Source organism: Peribacillus sp. B65 (genome assembly GCF_058513295.1).
Genome location: NZ_CP195840.1, coordinates 586755 through 610154, shown reverse-complemented (window position 1 = coordinate 610154; position 23400 = coordinate 586755). Strand labels below are relative to the sequence as shown.

Below are 23400 nucleotides of genomic sequence, written 5' to 3'. Positions count from 1 at the left end.
TTATGAACATTTTACTATTGGGCGGTACACGGTTTTTAGGCCGGTATTTAGCAAAAGCTGCGATAGGGAAAGGGCATGATGTCACACTTTTTAATCGTGGAAGCGATCCTTATGTCTTTCCCGAAATAGAACAGTTAAAAGGGGACCGCGACGGGGACCTGGAAATGTTGAAAGGGAGACAGTGGGATGCAGTCATTGACACATCAGGATTTATCCCTCGAACTGTATCGAAATCCTGCAGATTGCTTAATCAAGTTAAACACTATACATATATTTCAAGCATCTCAGTTTACAGTGATCCGACCGAGCCAGGAATTGATGAAAATGGAGAAGTTCATACACTAAATGAAGATAAAGCAGAGGAGATCACCCACGGAACTGCTGGACCGATATACGGTGAATATTATGGACCGTTAAAATCATTAAGCGAAAAAGCAGCTGAAAAAGAACTGCCGGGGAAAGTCCTGTCAATTCGTGCCGGGCAAATAGTGGGTCCATATGATTACACTGACCGATTGCCGTACTGGCTTAAAAGGATAGCGGATGGGGGAGAAATTTTAGCTCCTGGACGCCCTGGACGTCCAATCCAAGTTATCGATGCAAGGGACTTGGCCCAATGGATCATACAAATGATAGAAAAAAGCATGACAGGTACGTATAATGCCGTCGGCCCAGATTACACACTGACTATGGAGCAATTACTTGAAGGCTGCAAAAAGGTAACAAGAAGTAATGCTGATTTTACATGGGTATCTGAAAAATTTTTAAAAGACAATAAAGTAGAGCCGTGGGGAGAAATGCCTTTATGGATACCAGAAGAATTCCCTTTACCTGGAGGAAAGGAACCTTTGAATGGGTTTTTGGCTGTCGATAACGATAAAGCCATCAATAATGGACTAACATTCCGTCCCCTATCAGAAACTCTCGAAGATATATGGAATTGGGAAAAGAGCCGTCCGGAATCTGCCGATAGAAAAGCAGGCATTCACAGACAACATGAAAGTGATCTCCTAGGATTATGGAAACAGACAGTAGGTTGAAACATTCTTTTATTATTATTTTTAAATAAACAATGTGAAGGAAATTAAAAAAACGATGGGGTAAAGACCCCATCGTTTTTTAGTTCATGGAGCTGCTTGCATGGTTTGTGAGGATTTCAAGGTTTTCCATGGCCGCTGCCACTTTTTCCTTGTTGATATTAGGGAAAAGGAGATGGATGTCTTCACCTTCTTTGACAGAGTGGGCTGCAATCTGTTGAAGTTCGGCCTTATGTTCAATCGTAAGGCCAATATCAAGCAATGTCATCGGCAGTTTAAGCACCTGGTAGATTGGCAGCAATTGTTTGATTTCCGAGAATTTCCCTTCTAGCACAAGCTGGACTAAAATGCCATATGCCACTTTTTCCCCGTGAAGTAAATGATTCGCTTGCGTGATGGAAGTCATGCCATTATGAATGGAGTGGGCACCGGCAACGCGCAGGTACTGGTCGCCAAAGCCGCCAACTAGACCGCTGGTGATGATGTTCGTTTCAATGACACGCTGCAGCGCGTCTGACCATTTCCCCTTTTCCAAATCAGCTAGGGCTTCCTCGCCATATGTCAATAAAACTTCCTGACATTGCCTTGCGGCTATATGGGCCAATTCAATACAAACGGACTTCGTGGCAAGCTGTTCGGCCAGTGCATTGCCCTCGTACCATTTCGCCAATGTATTGCCGATTCCAGCACGTAAATAGTTAATGGGTGAATTAAGAAGAATTCCTGGTTCAATAAATAACATCCAAGCGCTTTTTTCATGAATATCATAGCGGACATATGAACCATTATCATCATAAATGACACTCAACGGAGTCCAGGCAGCGCAGGTGGAAGCCAGGGTCGGAATGAGGATGATATCCTTTTGAAGCAAGTTACCGGCCGATTTGGCGAGGTCGAGCAGCTTTCCTCCGCCAATGCCGATCAATGCATCCGCACCGTGTTCATGAGCGGAGTTCTTGACGCGTTCAATTTCCGCATCACTGCATTCCCCGCTGTATGTGAAAAAGTTCGTCTCAATATTTTCTAAGGAAGGAAAAAAGGGTTCAGCAACTTCCCATGATTTTCTCCCATGAATAACGAGCACTTTACGAATGTTTCCTTTACTCAGTTTTGCTTCCAGTGTTTCAAGGACATTAGCTTTACAGGCATAATAAGCGGGGCCGCTGCGGACCTCCAGTAAGGTATTCATATTCGTTCTCCTTAATGAAAGGCCTGTACCCGGTAAAGGGGAAGCAGGCCTCGATTATTTGATCAATTCATCCAGTCTGGATTTCCGAAATTTGTCATCGATCACTTTTTCAAACTGGTTGGATTCCACTACTGATATAATATCCTTGGGAATTTGAGCGTCTACATCTTTTGTATTCAATGCGACAACGTTTAGATACATATCCGATATTTTTTTCTGAAAGAAGGGCATCCTTGTGGTCCATTTTCGCTGCAAGAGCGAAGTTGCCAAGGAGCGCCGATAGGTCAACACTGCCTCGCAATTGAGCGTATTCCAATGGTTTGAGTTGGATGTAGGCCGGGATATTATACAATAATCCAGCATTTACATCCAGGTTAATTATACCAACATTTCCTTGTCAAAAAGGTAAAGTGGTACTACATTTATTATAGTAAAGTTAAAAAAAGGAAGATAAAACTATTTTTGTACAATGATGGGGAGGCGATAGAATGATAGAAATTAAAACGATAAATGATGTGGTTTGTGTGCATGGGACTCCTGGCGGGAACAAGTCGGGGATGAGTGTTAATGTTTTTTTAACGGATGGACTATTGATAGATACTGGCGCACAGATTTTACTGGAAGAGCTTATTCCGTTCTATGAGTCCGCAGACTTCGACTCAGTGGCCCTGACTCACTATCATGAAGACCATACGGGGGGCGCTGCATGGATACAGGAACATAAAAAGGTGCCGCTTTTCATTCACCCGATGTCGGTTGAGGTTTGTGCAAAGGATGCTGTATATCCTGAATATCGCAAAATTTTCTGGGGGAAGAGAGACGCCTTTAAAGCTGAGCCGCTAGGGGAGGTCATTCATTCACGCACCCAAGCGTGGGAGCCGATTTTTACCCCCGGCCATGCGAAGGACCATATGGTGTATTTGAATAACAGTAATGGAGTGCTCTTTTCAGGAGACCTTTTCGTAACACCAAAGACAAAGCTTGTCTTACGGGAAGAGTCTATCCCGGTCATCATTGATTCCATAAAAAGATTACTTCAATATGACTTCGGGGAAGTGTTTTGCTGCCATGCTGGGCATGTCCCTGATGGAAAGGAAATGTTCAGGAAAAAGTTGGATTATTTGGAAAACCTCCAAGGTGAAATTTTACGCCTGCATTCTCAAGGGCTGACCGTTCATGAAATCCAGCAGGTCGTTTTACCGAATCGCTATCCTCTTATCGAGATATCTGGGCATGAATGGGATTCAGAGCATATCATTACATCGATATTAAACGAAAATATTTTGAGTGCCAGGGAGAATCGAACAATTTGAATGTTAACGGTCTGACTGATATAAAGGAGAGCTCTCCATAAGAGAGCCCACATAATTCATTTATTGATATTGGGATCTGTTTCATCATAAAAATCATGTGCTTCTTCGATGTTCTGAAGGTTAGCGACTTCATACACATTTCCGCCTGCCATTCCTTCATTGATGATACGGTCGATATCAAGGTAAACGGAGTCCTTGCCATCATATTCGGTATCCTTCAAAAATGTCATTTTTTCTTTATCCAAAATAAATCCCTCCTAGCCTTTTCTTTAGTTTAGGCAAAGGAGTTTTTTTTATTCTGTTTAGGGATTTCATGAATGTAAAGGCGGTTCATTCATATACATGGAAGATCATTAAATCATGTATCATGCTTTTAAGTTTGGCTTCATCTGTTTCGGAAGGCGGATTGGCTGTCCACTCGATGGATCCATCTTTATGATACAAGGCTTGGACTGCCTGCTTGTTGAAATAAAAGGAAATTTTCCATCCTGGCAGATTCTTATGCAGTGGTGCCCATTGAAAATGAGTAATCATATGTATTACCTCCATATATACAGTTTCTCATTTAATTATAATGGAAAACGGCAGCTGGAGGTGCTATTTAATTGTCAGGCTGGGAAAAGTTAATTCAATAAAAAGATTTTTTAAATGCAAAAGCCTGTTTGTTTCAATTTCCTCCTCATCGAATTGCATGGGCTTTGAGTTCACCTCGTATATGAAGAGCGATCCTGATTCATCTTCCCCTATATCCATGGAAAACTCTCCGAGAAATCCGATTTTTTTTGAAAGTATCTCACCGCTTTTTTGGGCGATTTTCGCTAATTTTCGATTCAGGCTTCTTGATTGCAGGTCTTGATAAGGAAAGATCTTACCCCCTTGGGGAGTGTGGGTGGTGATTTCCTGAGTTTGTGACATCCTTACCGCTTTGCCGGTCACTTTATAAAAACCTTTTTCATAATGGACCAGAATCCGGTAATCATAACGGTGTCCAAAAAGTTTTTTTGGTATGATCGCCTGTTGAGCAAGGTAGCTCCTTTTTAATAAATCCCTTTTTTTTGTTTCCCAGAATGACGCGAAATCCGGGAAGGATTCACTATGCTTTAAGCTATTGAACAATAGTGTATCATCATCATTTCTGATAATGGTATAAATGCCTTTACCTTGGCTTCCTTTGCAAGGTTTAAGGTATATATGCCTGTAGGTCTCCAGGAAAGCATCAAGGCAGCCGCTGTTTCGCAAGACCATGGTGGGCGGAAGGTGATTGGTGAGAGATCCTTCTTCCATCAATGCTTCGAACATCACATATTTATCTATGAAACAGGGGTTGAAAAGATTCATTCGAGATTCTTTAAAATATCCGATGAGCTGTTGGAATTCTCCTGACGCCTCATAGCTCCTAGAGGGGATTCGGTTATAGACGATGTCAGGGAAGGGCACTTTACATTCGATCCACTTGTTTGAAATGGAGGAAAAAACATACCCTCTCATCGATTCGGAATGAAGGGCCTTTTCTGTGAATACATACGCCAATATTCCATGTTTCAATAAATATAGTGATAGGTCCCGAAAAAGGGTCAGGTTTCCACCCAAACCTGATTCCTTTTTGGGATTGGAAACAGTCAGTATGCCGACGGCAAGCATCCGGTTACCTGGAAATATGGTGATAGGAATTAGGGGTTGATTCGTATGATCCTTATTATAGCTGATTACCTCTTCGGCAGAGCCGGCGAAAAGTTCCGCATTTTCTTGATTGTGGTACCAATTTTCAGTGGGGATATCGTAAAAAATGTTCATCGCGGCACACTGATTGATTTCGTAATCGTCTGTTCCGTAAGATAAATGGCGTAATCAAGGCTAAGCTTTCTGGTCAGCAATTCGAAATCCTTGAGTTTTGGATGGGAGAAGATGGAACGTCCCGGTTTGGAATTGGCTTCAAACATCCAAACCTGCCCTTTTTTATCCAATCCAAAATCAAATCCTATTTCTGCAACGATGCCGTCCAAGTTCTTTTCTATACTGTCACTTAAAATCAGTGCGGCTTCCGATAGCTTTCGTTCGACTTCTTTGGCCTCACCGTCATCTCCAAACAGTTCGGCAACCGTTTTGATCACACCCCCGCTTTTAATATGGGTCGTGACGCTGCCGGCACCGGCGATTTTTGCGGCGATCGCGGTTACCTGCCATTTTCCATTACTGTCCTTGTTCGTATGGACCCGGAAATCCACTGGACGTTTTTCAGATCGAATTAATGGGATGCCCTGCTGCACGATAAGATTCTCAAGCGGCCGGTCGTGAAAAATATGTTTAACGATGGATTCCAGTGTGGAAAACTTTTGCAGTTTATTTTCTTTTGCTTCATTTGTATAGCGGCAATAGTAAACATTCTCATGCTTATCATAAAGAATTTGATGAATCCCTAGGCCGAGGCTGCCGTGAATGGGCTTTATATAAACTTGCCGGTAATGGGAAAGAAGGGTTTCCACCACGGACATGGATTGAAATGGATACGTTTCCGGCAAATATGGCAGTGCCCGCTCATCTGCGCATAACCTTTCATTTACCTCCCATTTATTGAAAAAACCAGGATTATACCATGGAATGGTATATTCTTTTTGAAATTTCTGCTTCACTTCTTTAGGTCCATCGCGGTTTTCCGTCAACCGATTTGGGAGCCGGTCATAGATGACATTAGGAAAAGGAAATTCATTAATGTGCCAGTCATCGTTATCAAACACATAACCTTTGATTGTCTCCTCATCCCAATTGATTACATTCTCCCCAAATACAAAGGGGATACAGCCTGTGGTCCTGCTAAGCGAAAGGAGCTTTGCGAAAAAATCCGATCTCTCGCCCAATGGTTTGTTTGAAATGCCGGTGAAGCCTGATGAAAAGATTCCGACCAGCGGTCCGATATGAATGCTCTTGCCGTAAATGAATAAATGAAGGGGAATATCGGTATGATCGAATATTAGAGATTCCGCAAGACTTTCCGAAAGGACGATTGATTGATTGACGGCCGGGTTTTGTTTGACGGTGGCAGGACATGAATGTCGTCCGAAATAAATTAATTCAATCTCTGCCAAATCTCCAAGCTCTGAAGGGTAGTAGAGAACATTGCCGGGGATAGCGGCAATTTCGGCAGGATAAGTCTTTCTCACTATCTATTCACCTGCTTTCTGAAGATGTTCGGCTAAATACTGGCTATATTGAAACGGTGCGCGATGAATATCTTTCATGGTCTCCGGCTGTAGTGCCTGAATGATTTTCCTTCCGGGTTTCGAGTTAATGTCCATTATCCATATTTGGCCTTTTTTATCGATGCCTATATCGATCCCCAACTCGAATAACCTTTCAAAGACAGCTTCGGCTTCTGCCGGCAGGGTGCGAAGGATATGCTGAATCTTTTGTTCGACGGCAATCGAAATCGTTTCCGGGTTTCTTTTGATGAAATTATCCAATGAAATGGCTTCCCCGCCTGTGGCAAGATTTGAGGTGATTCCGTCCTTTTGTCCCGTACGAATTCCGCGGCCACGTTCCATCCATTGATTCTTCTCGTTTTTTTGAAGTAAAATCCGTAAATCGAATGGCTCGTTATTTTGGTTGCAAAGCTCCAAATATGGCTGGCAGAGGTAACGGTATCGATTTAATAAATGCTGCAGCCATTTGTTAAGCTGAGATTTGGAGGGGAATTGGCGGTCATATTTGGTGCCCTTTTTCGTCATGGATACCAAGGTGCCGTCCTCGTTTTTTGAAAGCAGATAGATCCCTGTACCGCCTGCACCGAATTCAGGTTTGATGATGATTTTATCCAGGCGTTCCAAATGACCGGTAATATCTTCAGGTGTCGTCACTTGTACGGTCTCTGGAAAAAATGCCTGTAGGAGTGGATGGTTTTTTAGGATTTGATACACTTCCCACTTACCAGGAAGGCCAAGCCCCAAGAAATACGAGTTATCTTTTAACCAATCGATTTTGTGCCGCGTTTCCGTTGACTCCCGGACTAATCCGTGAAAACAGCGATCATAAACAAAATCAGGTATATCAAAAGATGCGGCGATCCAAGTTTCATTCTCGTCATCAAAACGCTCGCCGCGGACTTTTTTCAGATCCATATCAATATTTTCCGGTGAGAATTTACAAACTTTCATATTAAATGATTTTGCGGTTTTGGCTATTTCGGTGAAGTAGTTGTTTTCATGTGTATCCGACGTGGCCATTAATCCTATTAACACGTGCTAGCAACTCCTTTTATGGATGGTTTTCGCGGTTAAGGGCAAGCATGAAATCTATGATGGATTTTACTGATGGACGAAAGGTTTCATAGTTGCCTTGAAATTTTTTCGAAGGCTTTGAATTCACTTCGATGATCCAAGGATGGGTATCGGTATCCAGTGCTAAATCGATCCCTAGCTCCCCGAATGAATCTTCATGGTTTTCGACCAAGGCCTGGGCAGTGTTTTTAGCCAGCCGAACGAGCTTTTGATATATGCGGCTGGCGTTCTGAAGGTCAAATGCTTCCTTTAGAAAATCCGGGCCATTTTTCATCAAGCCGCCTTGTGCAAGATTGGAAACGATAGTGCCAGGGTCCCCAATCCGGGCAACCATTGAAGAAACTTTCCATTCAAGCAGTTCGTTCCGGTGAAGAAGTATACGGAAATCAACTTTTCTCTGATCGGTTTCGAATAGGGAAATCCCTTTTTGAAGAATGAAGGATTGTTTTCTGGAAAACCTTTTTAAGGTTTCGTACAACTTTTCATCCGTATCAGCAAAATGCACATCCTGGAGATTTCCGGATTGCTCGATTTTCCATTTTCCAGCTACTTGCGTTAATCTGCATATATTCCTGCCTTGGCTGCCTGATGCGGGTTTAAAGTAGATTACCGAATGCTTTTCTATAAACCTCAAGAAAGATTCCATTTCGTAAAAAAGTATCGTCTCCGGCAAATTTGGCAACAGCTCATTTTCTAAGATTAGCAGTTCATGTACATCATGTTTGGAGAGGAACCTTCCATTGAACATCGGTATTGACCGTTCCTCCAGTTCAGTTTTAAACAGCTTGAAAGAATGTGATTCCTCAAGTTTGCGCGAATGTATCCGGTTATAAAATACATCAGGAATGGGGAGGGGCAAGGTTTGCCAGCCATCTTGCCCAGGCAGGTAGCCTTCCACAACTCCTTCTTGAAGAGACTGCAATTTTACTAAATAGAAGGGGATTCCCTGCTGATTACAATATGATTTCATTTCCTGATAAAATTTTTCCATCTCACCGAATGTCCCGTCTTGCAAGGGAGTCTGGTTCATGAGTGAAGCGAAGAAAGGGCCTATTTTAATTGACCTTCCTTCCGCATTGTATGAGACGGAGATTGGATCGGAAAAACTGGGTAAGGATAAAGTTTGGTTCATATCATATGAAAGTTTCAATGTAGGCTGGGATGACGGGAATGGCTGGACAAGTACCGGGACCGAACGGCATCCAGCCATGATCGTTACGGGTTCTCCAAATTGAAGGCCCCATTCCTCAAATAGTTTTTCCTCGATAAACAGTAGCGCCTTCTTTCGCGTCTCTGCGGGATTTACCGTAATGAAAACTTTCTGATGGTTAAGGTTCATAATAATTCCCCGTTTGCACTAAGTTTAATATCCTTTAATAATTAAATGATGGGCAAATGTGGATAACACATTCTATGTTCTTTTAATTAGAAGGTGTCATCAAGCCTCTATTTAAAGCAATAAATGGAGAAATTTCATGGAGTTTTGGTTAAGGATACTGTATGGTCGTCTTAGGTGCTGTAATAGGTGGCTTCACTAAATTATTAGCTATCACAATGCTGTTCAGACTTTATAAACCAATCTATATTTTCGGGAAACAGCTGCCTATGACACAGTGTTGATTCCGAAGCGGCAGAATGTGTTAGGCAACAGTTAGGCAAATTGGTGTTGATCATTTAATCACGCCAGAGAGCATTCAAAGTAAAGTCATCAGATGCCTCTATACAGAATATGAAAATTTTCGTGAAGGCAGAAGTAAAGAAAGCATTGTCCATGGAAAAAAGTACTGCTCAAATGCTTGATCAACTGGGAATGAAGAATTCTTCATTTACGTTAGAACAGAGATTACAAACATTCTTTCTTGGTAAATATGAAACATGGGCGGAAGAGAAACGATATAACGAAAAAACGGCTGAAATGCTTCCTGTCGCTTCAATCATGAATAAGCCGGTTCCATTTCCCGACTTGAGGAAATGATCGTTTCCATCACTAAGAAGGAATTGTCGATAATCATCTACCTTGGGGCTTTGCTTGGTGGAATAATCGGTTTATTTCAAGGTTTCGTAACTGTTTTAATAGGATGACGTGTAATTCGCAATCGGATTTGTTATAGTGGAAAAGGTGTAGGAATACAATGATTACCGGGAGGGGAAATAAATGAGTAACGTATATGATGCAGCGTATGAAATGGAAAAGGCAATTAGGGCAAGTAATGAATATGCCGATTTGCAACGCTTATATGATCTTGTCAATTCTGATGAAGCAACAAAAGGAATGTTTGAAAACTTCCGTAATTTGCAGATGACATTGCAGCAAAAGCAAATGATGGGACAGGAGATTGCACCGGAAGAGGTTGAGCAAGCACAAAAGACGGTACAGCTTGTCCAACAAAACCCAACCATTTCACAATTGATGGAAGCTGAACAACGGATGAGCATGGTCATAGCAGACCTCAATAAAATTATCATGAAGCCGCTTGAAGATTTATATGGCTTACCTGAACAACAGCAATAAGAAGTTACAGACTCCCTTCCATAATGGTTGGGGGTTTTTTTGTTTCCTGTAAGCACCGTTGCAAGGGTCGTGAACCACTATTTGTTCTATTCCCGAAATTTTAGTCATAAATTTGGAAAGAGGATACTACAGATGGGGGAGATCAGCATGGTATATCGACTACTTGCGGTCAATATCGACGGGACATTGCTCCAGTCGAATGGCCGTTTAAATAAATCGACTAAAGAAGCAATAGATTATGTTCACCAAAAAGGTGTCCATGTTGCACTTGTGACGTCAAGAAACTATCACTCAGCAAAAAAAGTGGCCAAAGCCCTAAAAATAAATCCGATGATCGTTGCTCAGCAAGGAGCCTTTGTCGGAGCTTCCATAGAAAAGCCGATAATGGTAAAAAGAATATCAGAAGAACTGACTGCAGAGCTCGTGCAAATGCTTGAAAAGACAACGTGCCAAATATTGCTCATTCATGAGAAATACTCGCTGGGCAATCGGGTGAACCTCCCGGAGAATTTGCTTGGTAAATCGGTAATGTATTTGAATGATCAAAATATTTATGCTCAAAATTATGTGGATGATATCAGTGAAGAGCTTATTGACCAGCCGATGGCCCCGACGAAGATGGACATTATATTTCCAGAAAAAAGTGCTCGAAATGATATGTTGAAATTGATAAAGGAAATGTTCCCTGAGGTTGATGCAATCTTGCATCCAGGACATAAGCTGACAATCGTTCCGAAGGGTGTTTCTAAATGGAGCGGTGTATTGTATTTAGCTGACCATTTAGAGGTGAAAAGAACGGAAATCGTCTCGATTGGAGATGGATTGGATGATATCGAGATGATTGCCGGTTCCGGTCTGGGAGTTGCCATGGGCAATGCAGATGAGGAAGTAAGGAAAGTGGCTAAATGGGTGACGCGCTCCAATGACCAAGATGGTGTTGCCTATATGCTGAGGGAATTCTTCCGGAAACAGCATCCAATCGATTTTTTACAAAAGATGAATATGCTTAAGTGAATGGCGGGGCTCCTTCATATAGAAGGGGCCCCATTCAGATAATTCCGCTTTTTAGGCCTGTCATATTTCATAAATAATTATAAGCTTCTTTCCATAAGCTAAAGTAAACTCAGTAATGGAAAGGAAGAATTCAATGGGTGTAATCAATGCAAAAGAAGTGCAAGTCGGTGACGAGGTGTTTGTGATTTATAATAATCCCCACGTTCCTACCGTTTCGAATATAAGGGCGGCGGAAATCGTTCAGCATCCCAAAGATCCAAATGCAGTTGCCTTGTTCCTGAACGATACATTTCATACGATTGAGGACGATGATGCTTTGTTCACTTCGGAAGCCGCAGCGGAAAAAGCATACAGTGATTATATGGATAACCAAATGACTTAAAGAGACGTTCACTTCGCATGAACAGATGAAAGCCCTCGCTCATAGAGCGGGGGCTCTTTTTGATTATATTTACGAGTAAACGCTCGAAATTCACGAGTATTTGTTTCAAACTCACGAGTAAACGCTCGGAATTCACGAGTAAACGCGCCAAACTCACAAGTAAAAGCTCCGAATTCAAGAGTGGATGCTCGAACTCACGATAAAAGCTCGAACTCAGATAAAAGCACCCATACTCCCATGTCAGAGGCAATTAGTGATTGAAACAGCATATTTGACTGTGAAAAATAAAAAAATGCCACTCCTATTTCAAGAAATACAGAGTGACAGTTATGGTCTAATCTCAGTTATTGGATAGGATTAAGAGTTTCATTGCGTGAATTTGTCCAATATGATTGGCTTCATGGAGCACTACAAAATTAATGAATTCCCCCACTGTTTCCATTCCGTTGAAAGGCTGTGGTGTTTTTTCAGTCAATCGTTCCTCTGGAATTTCAAGAAGTCGATCGAGTTGTTCATGCAGTTGTTGCTTTAATACTTCAACGGTAGGTACGTCCCCAGTCCAGTCCGCTGGTTTTGAACCATATCCGAATAGTTGGCCGTAATTCGCTGGCAATTCACTATTGGAGTCCAATAAAAATTTTTCGGCTGCAGTAAGGACATGTCCAAGGTGCCAATGGATTGTATTATTAAAACCTTCAGGCTGTACATCCATAAACTCTGGTTTGATTCCATCGATTTCTTTTAAAAGATTGCCGCGCATGACTGTTAGCTGATTTTTTACATAATTCATTTTACATTCCCCTTTCAATCTTGTTTTTTCTCTAAACGCTATCCCATGAAATTATAGCAAGGATATTTCAATATTATCAAATTTTAGGTAAGTCTTTTCAATAGGGGAAGGCTTATCAATTTAAAAGGGTTCTTTATTGTCGGCTAATAATGGAATTAAATGCAATATAAGCAAGTATGTGCTTTTGATGAAATGGAAGGAAGGCTGCATCAACTACTTTCTGAATGGTTGAATGCAGGTCCAAGGGATACAAGGGGTCAAGAACTCTTAAGCCAAAAGCTTAAGTTTTTTTGGTTAATAAATCGACAAACATTCCTATTACTCTTTTGCGTGGAGAAGTATAATGAAATATATTGGATAATTAATCCATTGGGTATGAGGAGATGACATTAATGAAAAGGAAACAGCTGCTTGTTGCACTTAGCCTATTATCAATAACGTTAGCTTCGGGCTGTACAACAAAGCAAGAACATATTTCCGTTCAAAAGTATGAAGGTAAACACTACAAATTCGAAGCATATAAAGAAAAGATAGAAATGGGGAAAACAGAAAAAACAAAAGAAATAGTAAGAAATGCAGATTGGGAAGAATTCGCGTTGGCTGAAGATCATCCTGAGGCGGACTTCATCTTTTATTTTAATGATGAGAAAAACGAAGGTAGACTAACCGTATATTATGTTTGGGTCAATCCTGATGGAAAGATTGTAGAATTGACGAAGGATGAACACAGTAAGTATGTACAGTTAAATAGAAAGGATTCAAAAATCTTATTAAGACTGCTGCATAAATGAAAAGGCCTCCAGACAAGCATTAACATTAGAACTCTCATGTGCCTCAATATCAACAGAGTTATTTGAAAAAGTGTAATGGATGGAATCGAGGCATTAAAAAAAGAACTAAACCCTTATTCCTTCCTGTTTTATGACACCTTTTTTGAAAAAAGGCGAAAGAACCCGGATTTCCATACAAGTCCGGGTTCTTTCATTTTGCTCAGGCTGAATCAGTCTTCTTATTCGTTGTCCTCAATAGTGGCATAGTGCAGCAACGGAAGGAGCCGCCGGACTTGATGATTTCGCTTATATCGACTTCGATGACTTCGTATCCGCGTTTACGAAGCTCACTATTTACCTGTTTATTACATGGAAGACTGAATAATTTTTTATTCCCAATCGAAAGCACATTGGTTCCTAATGTGAATTGTTCTTCTTTAGTCACTTCGATCATGTCATAACGTGAAGATAATAAATCCATTTCTTTTTTTGTAAAGGACTCTGGAAAAATAAGCGCTTCTGTCGGTGATATGATATTGAAAACACAATCTAAATGTAGGAATGTTTCAATGAAAGGAACCGCGATGACATCGTATTCCGGTAATAAGGTTTGAAGATGCTTGACGGAAGTTTCATCCGTTCTTTCACTGATTCCAATATAGATGGTCTTTCCGTCAATAAGGACGTCCCCGCCCTCAATATGATTTTTGAGTAGGTTGAAATATGAGATGCCATTCGTTTCGAGCCAGGATTTCAATATTTGTTCTTCACCCTGCCTGATACCTGTTGCCAACTCAGCCACATAAACGGTATTGCCAAGAGTGAAACCGATATCCCTAGTGAAAACTTGTTCTGGATATGTAAATTGAGGCGTAAGTTTTATGACTTCAATTCCTTCGTGTTCAAGTGCCTTTGTAAATTGGGTGTGCTGCTTCAAGGCTAGTGCTTGATCTATATTTTCCTCTTGGAACTCTTTTTGTGTTTCGTTAATGATCTCCCGGATTTCCATATAACGAGGTTCACAGACGATCACCCGTGATAGCTTTGAATATTCACTCGCGCAATAAGCTTCTAGTTCTTCGTTTATTTTGTTTACCATAAATGAGCTCCCTCTAAATATAATTGTATCTTTACTATTTCCTCTTTTTTCTAGAAAGAAACATAAAAATATATGTCAGGGAACTGCACCGATAAATTTGGAGGGTTTAAAAATAACTTTTCAGATTACGCTCCTAAGAAATGATTCCGTTATATACCGGTTTGATCCTTTCAAATCGAAGAAAGCGAGATTGCCTGCAGTTTTTAATTTAAAAAACGCTCCAGTCGTTTCGAAAATCCGCTCCCTTTCCGCCGACTGCCTGCCAAGCCTCCTCGCCGTAAACGTCTCCGGGGTCTCATCTAGCCAGTTTTTCGGCAGGAGTGTCGCAAATTTCTTCAATCCAATGAAGGTTTCATAAAACAGTATAAACCCATAAAGAGCGAGATTGCCTGCAGTTTTTTATTTAAAAAACATTCCAGTCGTTTCAGAAATCCGTTCCCTTTCCGAAATCGTCAAACTGATTTAAAAATTTTATCTAGATAAACCCAAATTCAAAATAATCGTAAAAGGCACCTAGGGATAAAGGATTATATTTTTTCTGGTCGAATATATAATGAGGATGCTTTTAATATAAGGGGGAGATTGTAATGATGGATACTCCATTGATCATGACTCAAATCATTGAGAGAGCTGAAAAATATTTTCCGAAGAAAGAGGTAGTTTCGCGTACGGATGGTGGAATTCACACATTTACATATGCAGAGATTGCTGAGCGTACAAGAAGGCTGGCCAGTAATCTTGAAAAACTCGGCATTCAAACCGGTGACCGTATTGGAACGCTTGCCTGGAACCATCATCGGCATTTAGAAGCATATTTTGCGATTCCTTGTCATGGTGCTGTCCTTCATACAATCAATATGCGTCTGTCTCCTCAACATGTTTCTTATATCGTCAATAGTGCGGAGGATCGATTATTACTGATAGACCCAGATGTCATTCCCCTCTTGGAAGCAATTAAAGATGAGTTAACGACAGTGGAAGGGTACATCATTATGACGGATAAAGAGGAGCTGCCTGAAACGACCCTTTCACCCATTTATCATTATGAAAAATTATTAGCCGAGGGGAATCCGAAACAGCCATTCATTCAAACCTTGGATGAAAATGCGCCTGCCGGCATATGTTATACTTCCGCCACGACTGGAAATCCGAAAGGTGTGGTTTATTCACATCGCGGAATTTTGCTGCATGCGATTGCACTGGGGCTTGCCGATTCCACAGCATTAAGCGAACGTGATGTAGCCCTTCCTGTCGTGCCGATGTTTCATGTAAATGCTTGGGGCATGCCTTTTGCCAGTGTTTGGTTTGGAACGAAGATGGTTTTGCCGGGACCCTATTTCACCCCAAAGATTTTGGCTGAGCTTATAGAAAAGGAGAAGGTTACAATCGCAGCAGGGGTTCCGACGATATGGCTGGGCTTATTGAAGGAGCTGGAAGAAGGCACCCATGATACGAGCAGCATTCGCACTGTTCTATGCGGAGGGTCGGCTGCTCCAAAAAGCATGATTCAAACCTTTGAACAAAAGTATGGGATACCATTCCTGCATGCCTATGGAATGACTGAAACGAGCCCGCTTGTTTTTGTTTCGAAACCAAAAAGCTATCAGGAGGACCTCCCTGAAGAAGAACTTTATGAGTTGAAGGCCAAGCAGGGCCTTGTTTCGCCAATGATAGAAATTAAAGTGGTCGGTCAGGACGGCGAAGTGAAACCAGATGGAAAAGAAATGGGCGAATTGCTGATCAGGGGTCCTTGGATAGCGAATGAGTATTTTAAGGATGAACGGTCAGAGGATACGTTTAAAGATGGCTGGCTGTATACGGGGGATGTTGTCACGATTGATGAAGAAGGATTCGTCAAAATCGTTGACCGGACGAAAGATTTGATAAAAAGCGGCGGTGAGTGGATTTCTTCCGTAGATATAGAGAATGCATTAATGGCCCATGAAGGAATCTTTGAGGCGGCGGTAATTGCAGTGCCTCACGAAAAATGGCAGGAACGGCCGATCGCTTGTGTTGTCTTGAAGGGCGCATATAAGGGGCAAGTGTCCCAGGAAGACATCATCGAATTCTTAATGCCGCAGTTTGCAAAATGGTGGCTGCCGGATGAAGTGGTCTTTTTGGATGAAATTCCGAAAACGGGTGTTGGGAAGTTCTTGAAAAGGGCATTGCGTGATCAGCTTCAGGATAAATATATCAATAAATAATGCTGGATCTGTATAATTGTAACTTTTCCCCCTATTCTGATAATGGTGAGGAATATATAATAGAGTCATAGAACGAAAGAGGAGGAAATAAATTGAGTATTGAATCGACATCACCTGCAGGCACTGTTTTAGTCACATATTCGGACAGGACGGCCACTGTTGCAATGAACCGTCCAGAGGCCATGAATGCTTTAAATCCGAAAATGCTGCATGACTTTATTCATGCCCTGAAGGAAGTAAGTGAGAATGATGATGTGGATGTCGTCATTTTAAAAGGGAATGGGAAAGCATTTTCCGCAGGTGGTGACATTAAGATGATGCTCTCGCCTGGAAAAGAAAACGCTTTCGATGAACTGATGGATGGAATCAGTGAATTGGTGACCACTCTATACTTCATGCCTAAATTGACCATCAGTGCCATTCATGGCGCAGCTGCAGGGCTTGGGTTAAGTATAGCTCTTGCAACCGATCATCTTATTGCCGATTCGGAAAGTAAGGTTGCGATGAATTTTATCGGGATTGGATTAATCCCCGATGGCGGGGGACACTTCTTCCTTGAACGCCGTCTTGGAGAAGTGGGTGCAAAAGAACTAATCTGGGAAGGTAAAGTGCTTACTGCGCTTGAAGCAAAAGAAAAGGGCCTCATTCATGAAGTGGCTGACGGAACCTTGGAACATGCGGTAGAGAAGAAAGTGCAATCATGGCTGCAAAGCCCGGTTCAGGCCATGATTAAAACGAAAAAAATTCTTAGTGAAAAAAATCGCCCGCTATTGATTAAGATCCTTGAGATTGAAAAAGCTGCCCAGATGAAAATGCGCCAAACAGCGGACCATCAAGAGGGAATAAAAGCATTCGTGGAAAAAAGGAAACCGAACTTCATCGGAAAATGAATGAAAAAGGCCGTCACGTTATTGTGACGGCCTTTTTTATATAAGGAATGTGTCTGAAACTTGATCATGTTTTAGTGATTGCGCTTCCATTTTCGATCAGCGATGAAAAAGCAATAAAGCGCCTGACGGTGATGTACAGCGATGTGTTCGATCCTGATAGTTTTTTTCCTTCAACAGATCTTGTCCCAATTCTTTAGCTTGCTCATCATTCTCGGCTGTAAATGATTCATCCAATAGTTTTTCCCCTGACGGTTCAAAAACGGTTAATTTGTATATTCTGCTCATTTCAAAAACTCCCTTATCAAAAATGTTATTGTCTTAGTAACTGTTATCAAAATTTTATCATTATCTGTCAATTTTGACTATTGTTATGTGAGGGAAATGTATTAAGACAGGGAATATTGATATGTAGCTGAATATCTTGAAAAACGATGGAAAATAACTATACCGAACTAACTTCAAAACAAAACCTATTTATACTAGAGGAATTCTCTCTTTAAAATGAAAAATCATAAATGATATAATGAACCTGAGTAAAAGTGCATCTAGGAAGTGTATGGATCGAAGGGGGATTTTTTGAATGACGGTAAAAATCGTTAATAATATCACTGAATTGATAGGAGATACACCTGTTGTAAGGATTAATCATTTAACGGCGGAGGGTGATGCTGAAGTATTTGTGAAACTTGAATATTTCAATCCGAGCCGCAGTGTAAAGGATCGAGCTGCCTTCAACTTAATTAGGCAGGCTGAACTGGACGGCATCATTCAATCCGGGGCCACGATCATAGAACCAACATCAGGTAATACAGGTATTGGGCTTGCTATGAATGCCGCGGCAAAGGGGTATCGGGCGATTATGGTCATGCCGGATAATATGTCGAAAGAAAGAATCAATATCTTAAAGGCATACGGAGCGGAAGTTGTCCTAACCCCTGCATCAGAGCGGATGCCGGGAGCCATCCGTAAAGCTGAGGAACTAGCCGCAGAAATTCCTAATAGCTTTATTCCGCAGCAATTCGAAAACCAAGCCAATCCTGATATTCACAGAGTGACGACAGCAGTCGAGATTCTGGATCAGATGGATGGTAAACTGGATGTGTTTGTCGCTACTGCTGGAACGGGAGGAACGATAACCGGTACAGGTGAAGCCTTAAAAGAACATCTGCCGGATTTAAGGGTTGTAGTTGTCGAACCTAAGGGTTCCCCAGTTCTTTCGGGCGGAAAGCCTGGTCCTCATAAGTTAGTGGGTACGAGCCCTGGATTTATCCCCAGCATCTTAAATACAGAGGTATTTGATGAAATCGTTCAAGCGGCTGATGAAGATGCGATATCCACCATGAAGGATCTGGCTTCGAAGGAAGGTATATTGATTGGACCTTCAGGAGGTGCCTCTGTCTGGACTGCCCTGCAGGAAGCCCGTCGTCTTGGAAGTGGAAAACGAGTATTATGCATTGCACCGGATAATGGTGAACGCTATTTAAGTATGGATATTTTTGAATGATGAAAAAGACCGAATGCCGTGAATGAAACAATGTTCACGCCATTCGGTCTTTTTCCTGTTGAATTTGCCCATACTGCATGATGACATATTAAAATAATAATGTATGGGAAAGTATGTTCTGTTCATGTTAAAATTAAATGTGAAACGTTGATAGAAATCGAGGTGACACTATTGAGCGGTGTGAGGTTCATTCATGCGGCGGATCTCCATCTGGATAGTCCCTTTTCAGGGTTGAAGGATATGCCGTCATCTATATTAAAGGAATTAAGGGAAGCTCCTTTTAAAGCTTTTCAAACCATCATTAATGAAGCAATTTCCCTTCAGGTTGACTTTATCGTGTTATCGGGGGATTTATTTGATGGGGAGAATCGGAGTCTCCGGACACAGGTCCGCTTTCGGACTGAAATGGAAAAACTCCAGCAGCATCAGATCCCTGCCTATATCATTCATGGTAACCATGATCATCTCAGCGGCTCATGGATTACTGTGGAGCTGCCGGATAATGTCTACATATTTTCAGGGCAAACCGAAGTGAAACGGTTTGAAAAAATCGATGGGACGACTGTCCACCTTTATGGGTTCAGTTATCCGCGCCGTCACGTAAGGGAAAGAATGATCGAAACCTACATAAAAGCTGAAGGGGCCGATTATCATATAGGGCTGCTTCATGGGAATTTGGAAGGCAATTCCGAACATAGCCCATACGCCCCTTTTTCATTGAAGGAACTAGCTGCCAAAGATTTCGATTACTGGGCATTAGGCCATATTCATAAGCATCAGGTAGTTTCAGAAGATCCGCTAGTGATATACCCAGGAAATATTCAAGGCAGGAACAGAAAGGAGTCTGGCGTTAAAGGGTGCCTGCTCGTCGAATTCGACGGGGACATGAAGCGTCATTCCTTTATTGAAACTTCTGAAGTGATATGGGAAAGCGAAACAATTGAAATAACCGCGGATGGTGGATTTGATGCCCTGTTCAAGCAATGCAGGGAAGTAATTGAACGGAAGGGCTTCGATGGGAGAAGCTTTCTTTTGGAATTGAAGCTGGATGCAGGTGACGCAGCAGGGGCTTCCGGGGAATATCTTGAAGAATTGACCCGGATCTTGCAGGAAGAGGACCAGGGGGAATCGTTTGTCTGGGTGTATAAAATCAAAATCATCCAATCGATACCGATGATTAAGTCAAATGAAACATTATTGCCATTTATGGCTGAGGTATCAATGCTTGCATCTGAATTTGATGATACGGATGCTGCTCTGGCCCCGCTTTATATTCATCCGGGTGCAAGAAGGTTTCTTGATACAATAGAGCCAAAGGAGCAAAGGGAACTTGTGGATGAAGCGGAAAGATGGCTATTGCAAGTTTTTGATGCGAATAAATGAGTGTAGGGAGGAGGAACGGATTTGATTATTAAAGACCTCCATGTTTATGGTTACGGCAAACTGGAAAATCAGCGTTTTCCTGAATTGGGACAGCTGCAGATTTTCTTTGGGGAAAATGAATCGGGCAAGTCAACCATCATGTCCTTCATTCATAGTATGCTGTTTGGTTTTCCGACAAAGGTTCAAAACGAACCGCGTTACGAGCCCAAAATGCATGCCAAATATGGGGGAAGGCTCAGTCTCATAACAAAAAAAGATGGGGAAATCGTTATTGAACGTGTGAAGGGAAAAGCTACTGGCGATGTAAAATTGACCTTCGAGGATGGAAGGGTCGGCGGCGAGGAAGAATTGAATGAGATTCTCCATGGAGTTGATAAAAACTATTACCAAGCCATTTTTTCTTTCGACCTTCAAGGGCTGCAGGGATTACATACACTAAGTGAAGGGACCATGAGTAAATATCTGCTTTCAGCTGGGCTGATCGGGAATGATAAACTTCTTGAAGCCGAAACGAAATTGCAAAAAGAGCTCGATTCGAGGTTCAAGCCATCAGGCCAAAAACCTTTACTGAATGTGAGATTGAAAGAACTTAAGGAATTGCAGAAAAAGGTGAAAGCATCAGAAGAAGAACAGCAGTCGTATACGGCATTACTTCAGGAGGAAGCAAAACTTAAGGAGGAGCTCTACAAAGTCACGGAAGATATTCAAGAGATAGAAGAAAACCTTGTTAACGTGAGTACTTTTTTGCGAATTAAACCATTGGTTGAAGAACAGGGGGAACTTGAGGCCGAAATAAGTAAAATTCCGGATGTGAGTTTTCCTGTTGATGGCTTAAAAAGACTTGAACAGCTACAGGCAGTTGGAATGCCCATGAAAGCCCAACTTGCGGCATTGACTGAGAAAAAGGACAAACTTGAGGGCAAACTCACGGAAATCGAAATCAATCCGTTCATCAAAGAGCATAAAGAGCAAATTGAACATGCAATCGATCAAGGAACATTGCTGGAGAAGCTCGAGCTGGATATGAGAAAAGCGGAACACGAAAGGCTGTTGGAAGAAAAGAATATCGAAAAGGTGAAGCAGGAATTATTCTTGGATGTTTCTGATGATGAAATAAGAAAACTGGATATCAGTACATTCATGAAGGAAAAGGTGAAAAGGGCTGAGAGGGAAAAGCATCAACTCCAAAATGATAAAAAGCAGCTTGATGAGAAATATGAACTGCAAAAGGGAAGTTTGGAAACGACAGAAGCCCGCTTGAAGGAGATAAAGGCCCAGTTAATGCCAGATGAAAAAAGAATCGAGCTGGAGTCCATATACAACAAGCAGAATAACATCGAATTTGAAGCAGCACAATCGCTTATACTTGATGAACAAATACTTGAACTTGAAAAGCAATTGGCATTACAGAGGAAGAAGGAAGCGGATAATCGCAAACGTTCACATATCATGAATGGCAGTTTAATAGCACTTCTTTGTTTAGGTGCTATTGGAAGTTATTTCAGTGAACAGATTTTGTTGGGGATGATACTACTAGCCGTGGCTGTTCTGTTTGCGGTTTCCAGGTATCTTTTTAAAGGTGATGATGTATTGTCCGGGTATATCAGGCAATTGGATGAGATGAAAAGGAAAAGGGCAGCAATTGGGAGTGAGACCAATAGGGGGAGTGAAGGAGAGTCGATGGGTCGGCTGCTTGAACTGGACCAACGTCTCCAAAGGCGTTTTGAAAGTGAAAGTTTCAAATATGAAGAAAGGGAGGAAGCGTTTGAATCGACCATTCAGGAGTATGCCGATTGGGAAGCTAGAAGGGACCGGTTGGATAAAGAATTGAGGAGCATCTTAAGCGGTTGGGGTCTGTCTTATTCCGGAATGGAAATCAATCTTGAATCTGTATTTGAACTTCTTGAGAAATGGAAGGAAGCCGTTGATAGGAAATATGAATCAATCAAGAGGCATAATTTTCTGCAGGCAGAATTTGAGGGTAAATCAAAGGCTTTATTTCATTTTGCACACAGCCTTGATTTTGAACCATCCACATGGCGGGAAGCGATTGGCCTATTGAAGCGGGAATTGAATAAAGCGGTTGAATTCTCGGTTCAACTAACGCAATGGATGCAGGAACGAAGTCGTTTGACGAACGAAATCGAGCAGCTGACGATGGAAAATGGCTATCTTGATGCAGAAATGGAAATGCTTTTTAAGTTAGCGAAGGCCAAGGACGAGGAAGAATTCAGGCATGACGCTGCATTGTCCGAAAAGAAAATCACTTTACAAAAACAGCTTGATTTGATTGCCATTCAAATTGGGCAATCCGGAATGCTGCCTGATCAAATCCGAACTTACTTAAAACTGGAGATCAATACTTATACATTTGAAAATTTAGAACGGAAGCGGAAGGATTCTGTAAAGGTGAAATCCCACTTATTAGAGAAGCAGGCGGATGCGAGGCATAAGATAAAACAGCTTGAAGTTTCAGGGATTTATGATGATTTACTTCATCGTTTTCATGAAGAAAAAGCTGCTTTTAACGAAGAGGCGAAGGAATGGGCGAAATTGGCAATAGCCAAAAGCTTATTGAATAAAACATTGGACCGATATAAAAGGGAACGCCTACCTAAGGTCATCGCTGATGCCGAGCGGCACTTTTCCTTTTTAACGAATGGGAGCTATCGTAAGATCATACTTGATCAGTCGGGTGAAGGAATATGGGTACAGCGCAATGATGGTTTGAGTTTCAGGGTTGAAGAGGTCAGTCGCGGGACAGCAGAGCAAATTTATGTTTCCCTAAGGCTTGCACTTGCTGACCATACTTTTGAAAATGATTCATTCCCTCTCATCATTGATGATAGTTTCGTCAATTTTGATGCGGAAAGGACAAAACGGATGCTCGAGTTATTGAAAAAAGTTTCGGAAAAGCGGCAAATTTTATTTTTTACTTGTCACCGATATATAATGGAGCACTTTAGCGAAAATCAAGTGATCCGTCTATCCAGCCCCGTATTGCGCCAGGATATGAATGATTTGATCATCCCTGAAATATAA

26 protein-coding genes are annotated in these 23400 nt (G+C 41.7%); 14 read left to right on the top strand and 12 right to left on the bottom strand.

Annotation, left to right across the window (positions count from 1 at the left end):
• Positions 1 to 2: 2 nt before the first annotated feature.
• Positions 3 to 1040, top strand: coding sequence for an NAD-dependent epimerase/dehydratase family protein (locus ACSR9O_RS03085; protein WP_230177319.1), 1038 nt, complete (start codon positions 3 to 5; stop codon positions 1038 to 1040).
• A 79-nt stretch (positions 1041 to 1119) separates the two neighbouring features.
• On the opposite strand, the gene ACSR9O_RS03080 is transcribed toward ACSR9O_RS03085, so the two are convergent.
• Together ACSR9O_RS03080 and ACSR9O_RS03075 are read right to left on the bottom strand one after the other, a co-directional pair.
• The gene (locus tag ACSR9O_RS03080) at positions 1120 to 2226 is read right to left on the bottom strand and encodes an iron-containing alcohol dehydrogenase family protein (protein WP_491723885.1); all 1107 of its coding nucleotides are present in this window, start codon (positions 2224 to 2226) and stop codon (positions 1120 to 1122) included.
• Between the two features lie 54 nt (positions 2227 to 2280).
• A complete protein-coding gene (locus ACSR9O_RS03075) occupies positions 2281 to 2427 on the bottom strand; it encodes a hypothetical protein (protein ID WP_491723884.1) in 147 nt (48 codons plus the stop codon).
• Positions 2428 to 2714: 287 nt separating this feature from the next.
• On the opposite strand from ACSR9O_RS03075, the gene ACSR9O_RS03070 reads away from it, so the two are divergent.
• The gene (locus ACSR9O_RS03070; protein ID WP_230177322.1) at positions 2715 to 3539 is read left to right on the top strand and encodes an MBL fold metallo-hydrolase; all 825 of its coding nucleotides are present in this window, start codon (positions 2715 to 2717) and stop codon (positions 3537 to 3539) included.
• 56 nt (positions 3540 to 3595) lie between these two features.
• Here the strand turns inward: ACSR9O_RS03070 and ACSR9O_RS03065 are convergent, their stop codons facing one another.
• The 6 genes from ACSR9O_RS03065 to ACSR9O_RS03040 all read right to left on the bottom strand — a co-directional run bounded on the left by ACSR9O_RS03065 (position 3596) and on the right by ACSR9O_RS03040 (position 8840).
• Positions 3596 to 3784: a hypothetical protein gene (locus ACSR9O_RS03065; RefSeq protein ID WP_053534060.1), complete on the bottom strand. Its 189-nt coding sequence runs from the start codon at positions 3782 to 3784 to the stop codon at positions 3596 to 3598.
• Positions 3785 to 3869: 85 nt separating this feature from the next.
• Positions 3870 to 4073, bottom strand: coding sequence for a YheE family protein (locus ACSR9O_RS03060; protein ID WP_063232286.1), 204 nt, complete (start codon positions 4071 to 4073; stop codon positions 3870 to 3872).
• Positions 4074 to 4136: 63 nt separating this feature from the next.
• Entirely contained in the window at positions 4137 to 5333 is a 1197-nt protein-coding gene (locus ACSR9O_RS03055) for a YheC/YheD family endospore coat-associated protein (RefSeq protein WP_230177325.1), read from the bottom strand.
• Positions 5330 to 6697 (bottom strand): YheC/YheD family endospore coat-associated protein, encoded by a 1368-nt coding sequence (locus tag ACSR9O_RS03050; protein WP_101224205.1) that lies wholly within the window; start codon positions 6695 to 6697, stop codon positions 5330 to 5332. The genes ACSR9O_RS03055 and ACSR9O_RS03050 overlap by 4 nt, the downstream gene beginning before the upstream one ends.
• A gap of 3 nt (positions 6698 to 6700) precedes the next feature.
• A complete protein-coding gene (locus ACSR9O_RS03045) occupies positions 6701 to 7771 on the bottom strand; it encodes a YheC/YheD family endospore coat-associated protein (RefSeq protein WP_491723883.1) in 1071 nt (356 codons plus the stop codon).
• A 16-nt stretch (positions 7772 to 7787) separates the two neighbouring features.
• Positions 7788 to 8840, bottom strand: coding sequence for a YheC/YheD family endospore coat-associated protein (locus ACSR9O_RS03040; protein ID WP_491723882.1), 1053 nt, complete (start codon positions 8838 to 8840; stop codon positions 7788 to 7790).
• On the opposite strand from ACSR9O_RS03040, the gene ACSR9O_RS03035 reads away from it, so the two are divergent.
• The 6 genes from ACSR9O_RS03035 (at position 8839) to ACSR9O_RS03010 (ending at position 11718) form a co-directional block, all read left to right on the top strand.
• Positions 8839 to 9045 (top strand): hypothetical protein, encoded by a 207-nt coding sequence (locus ACSR9O_RS03035; RefSeq protein ID WP_157831091.1) that lies wholly within the window; start codon positions 8839 to 8841, stop codon positions 9043 to 9045. The two genes, ACSR9O_RS03040 and ACSR9O_RS03035, sit on opposite strands and share 2 nt — an antisense overlap.
• 494 nt (positions 9046 to 9539) lie before the next feature.
• The gene (locus tag ACSR9O_RS03030) at positions 9540 to 9785 is read left to right on the top strand and encodes a hypothetical protein (protein ID WP_491723881.1); all 246 of its coding nucleotides are present in this window, start codon (positions 9540 to 9542) and stop codon (positions 9783 to 9785) included.
• Positions 9782 to 9892, top strand: a complete 111-nt coding sequence (locus ACSR9O_RS03025) for a hypothetical protein (RefSeq protein ID WP_101224201.1) — start codon at positions 9782 to 9784, stop codon at positions 9890 to 9892. Before ACSR9O_RS03030 ends, ACSR9O_RS03025 begins: the two co-directional genes overlap by 4 nt.
• Before the next feature lie 73 nt (positions 9893 to 9965).
• Positions 9966 to 10322, top strand: a complete 357-nt coding sequence (locus ACSR9O_RS03020) for a YlbF/YmcA family competence regulator (protein ID WP_101224200.1) — start codon at positions 9966 to 9968, stop codon at positions 10320 to 10322.
• A gap of 147 nt (positions 10323 to 10469) precedes the next feature.
• Positions 10470 to 11336, top strand: coding sequence for a Cof-type HAD-IIB family hydrolase (locus ACSR9O_RS03015; protein ID WP_101224440.1), 867 nt, complete (start codon positions 10470 to 10472; stop codon positions 11334 to 11336).
• 115 nt (positions 11337 to 11451) lie between these two features.
• On the top strand, positions 11452 to 11718 hold the full coding sequence (locus ACSR9O_RS03010; RefSeq protein ID WP_241663197.1) for a transcriptional regulator SplA domain-containing protein: 267 nt from the start codon (positions 11452 to 11454) through the stop codon (positions 11716 to 11718).
• A gap of 340 nt (positions 11719 to 12058) precedes the next feature.
• Here ACSR9O_RS03010 and ACSR9O_RS03005 read toward each other — a convergent pair whose 3' ends face one another.
• Positions 12059 to 12508: a DinB family protein gene (locus ACSR9O_RS03005; RefSeq protein ID WP_491723880.1), complete on the bottom strand. Its 450-nt coding sequence runs from the start codon at positions 12506 to 12508 to the stop codon at positions 12059 to 12061.
• 392 nt (positions 12509 to 12900) lie between these two features.
• On the opposite strand from ACSR9O_RS03005, the gene ACSR9O_RS03000 reads away from it, so the two are divergent.
• The gene (locus tag ACSR9O_RS03000; protein ID WP_101224196.1) at positions 12901 to 13299 is read left to right on the top strand and encodes a hypothetical protein; all 399 of its coding nucleotides are present in this window, start codon (positions 12901 to 12903) and stop codon (positions 13297 to 13299) included.
• A 199-nt stretch (positions 13300 to 13498) separates the two neighbouring features.
• On the opposite strand, the gene ACSR9O_RS02995 is transcribed toward ACSR9O_RS03000, so the two are convergent.
• Both ACSR9O_RS02995 and ACSR9O_RS02990 read right to left on the bottom strand, forming a co-directional pair.
• Positions 13499 to 14377 (bottom strand): dimethylarginine dimethylaminohydrolase family protein, encoded by an 879-nt coding sequence (locus tag ACSR9O_RS02995; RefSeq protein WP_202190619.1) that lies wholly within the window; start codon positions 14375 to 14377, stop codon positions 13499 to 13501.
• Positions 14378 to 14497: 120 nt separating this feature from the next.
• Entirely contained in the window at positions 14498 to 14716 is a 219-nt protein-coding gene (locus ACSR9O_RS02990) for a hypothetical protein (protein ID WP_491723879.1), read from the bottom strand.
• 248 nt (positions 14717 to 14964) lie between these two features.
• Here ACSR9O_RS02990 and ACSR9O_RS02985 point away from each other — a divergent pair, with 248 nt between their 5' ends.
• Together ACSR9O_RS02985 and ACSR9O_RS02980 are read left to right on the top strand one after the other, a co-directional pair.
• Positions 14965 to 16581, top strand: a complete 1617-nt coding sequence (locus ACSR9O_RS02985) for a long-chain fatty acid--CoA ligase (RefSeq protein ID WP_491723878.1) — start codon at positions 14965 to 14967, stop codon at positions 16579 to 16581.
• A gap of 92 nt (positions 16582 to 16673) precedes the next feature.
• Entirely contained in the window at positions 16674 to 17471 is a 798-nt protein-coding gene (locus ACSR9O_RS02980; protein WP_101224194.1) for an enoyl-CoA hydratase, read from the top strand.
• 96 nt (positions 17472 to 17567) lie between these two features.
• Here ACSR9O_RS02980 and ACSR9O_RS02975 read toward each other — a convergent pair whose 3' ends face one another.
• On the bottom strand, positions 17568 to 17756 hold the full coding sequence (locus ACSR9O_RS02975) for a YhzD family protein (RefSeq protein WP_101224193.1): 189 nt from the start codon (positions 17754 to 17756) through the stop codon (positions 17568 to 17570).
• 295 nt (positions 17757 to 18051) lie between these two features.
• Here ACSR9O_RS02975 and cysK point away from each other — a divergent pair, with 295 nt between their 5' ends.
• From cysK to ACSR9O_RS02960, 3 genes are all read left to right on the top strand, one after another.
• Entirely contained in the window at positions 18052 to 18975 is a 924-nt protein-coding gene (cysK, locus tag ACSR9O_RS02970; RefSeq protein WP_101224192.1) for a cysteine synthase A, read from the top strand.
• 99 nt (positions 18976 to 19074) lie between these two features.
• Complete coding sequence (locus tag ACSR9O_RS02965) at positions 19075 to 20358, top strand: metallophosphoesterase family protein (RefSeq protein WP_260356891.1); 1284 nt, start codon at positions 19075 to 19077, stop codon at positions 20356 to 20358.
• Between the two features lie 21 nt (positions 20359 to 20379).
• Positions 20380 to 23400, top strand: a complete 3021-nt coding sequence (locus tag ACSR9O_RS02960) for an ATP-binding protein (protein WP_260356892.1) — start codon at positions 20380 to 20382, stop codon at positions 23398 to 23400.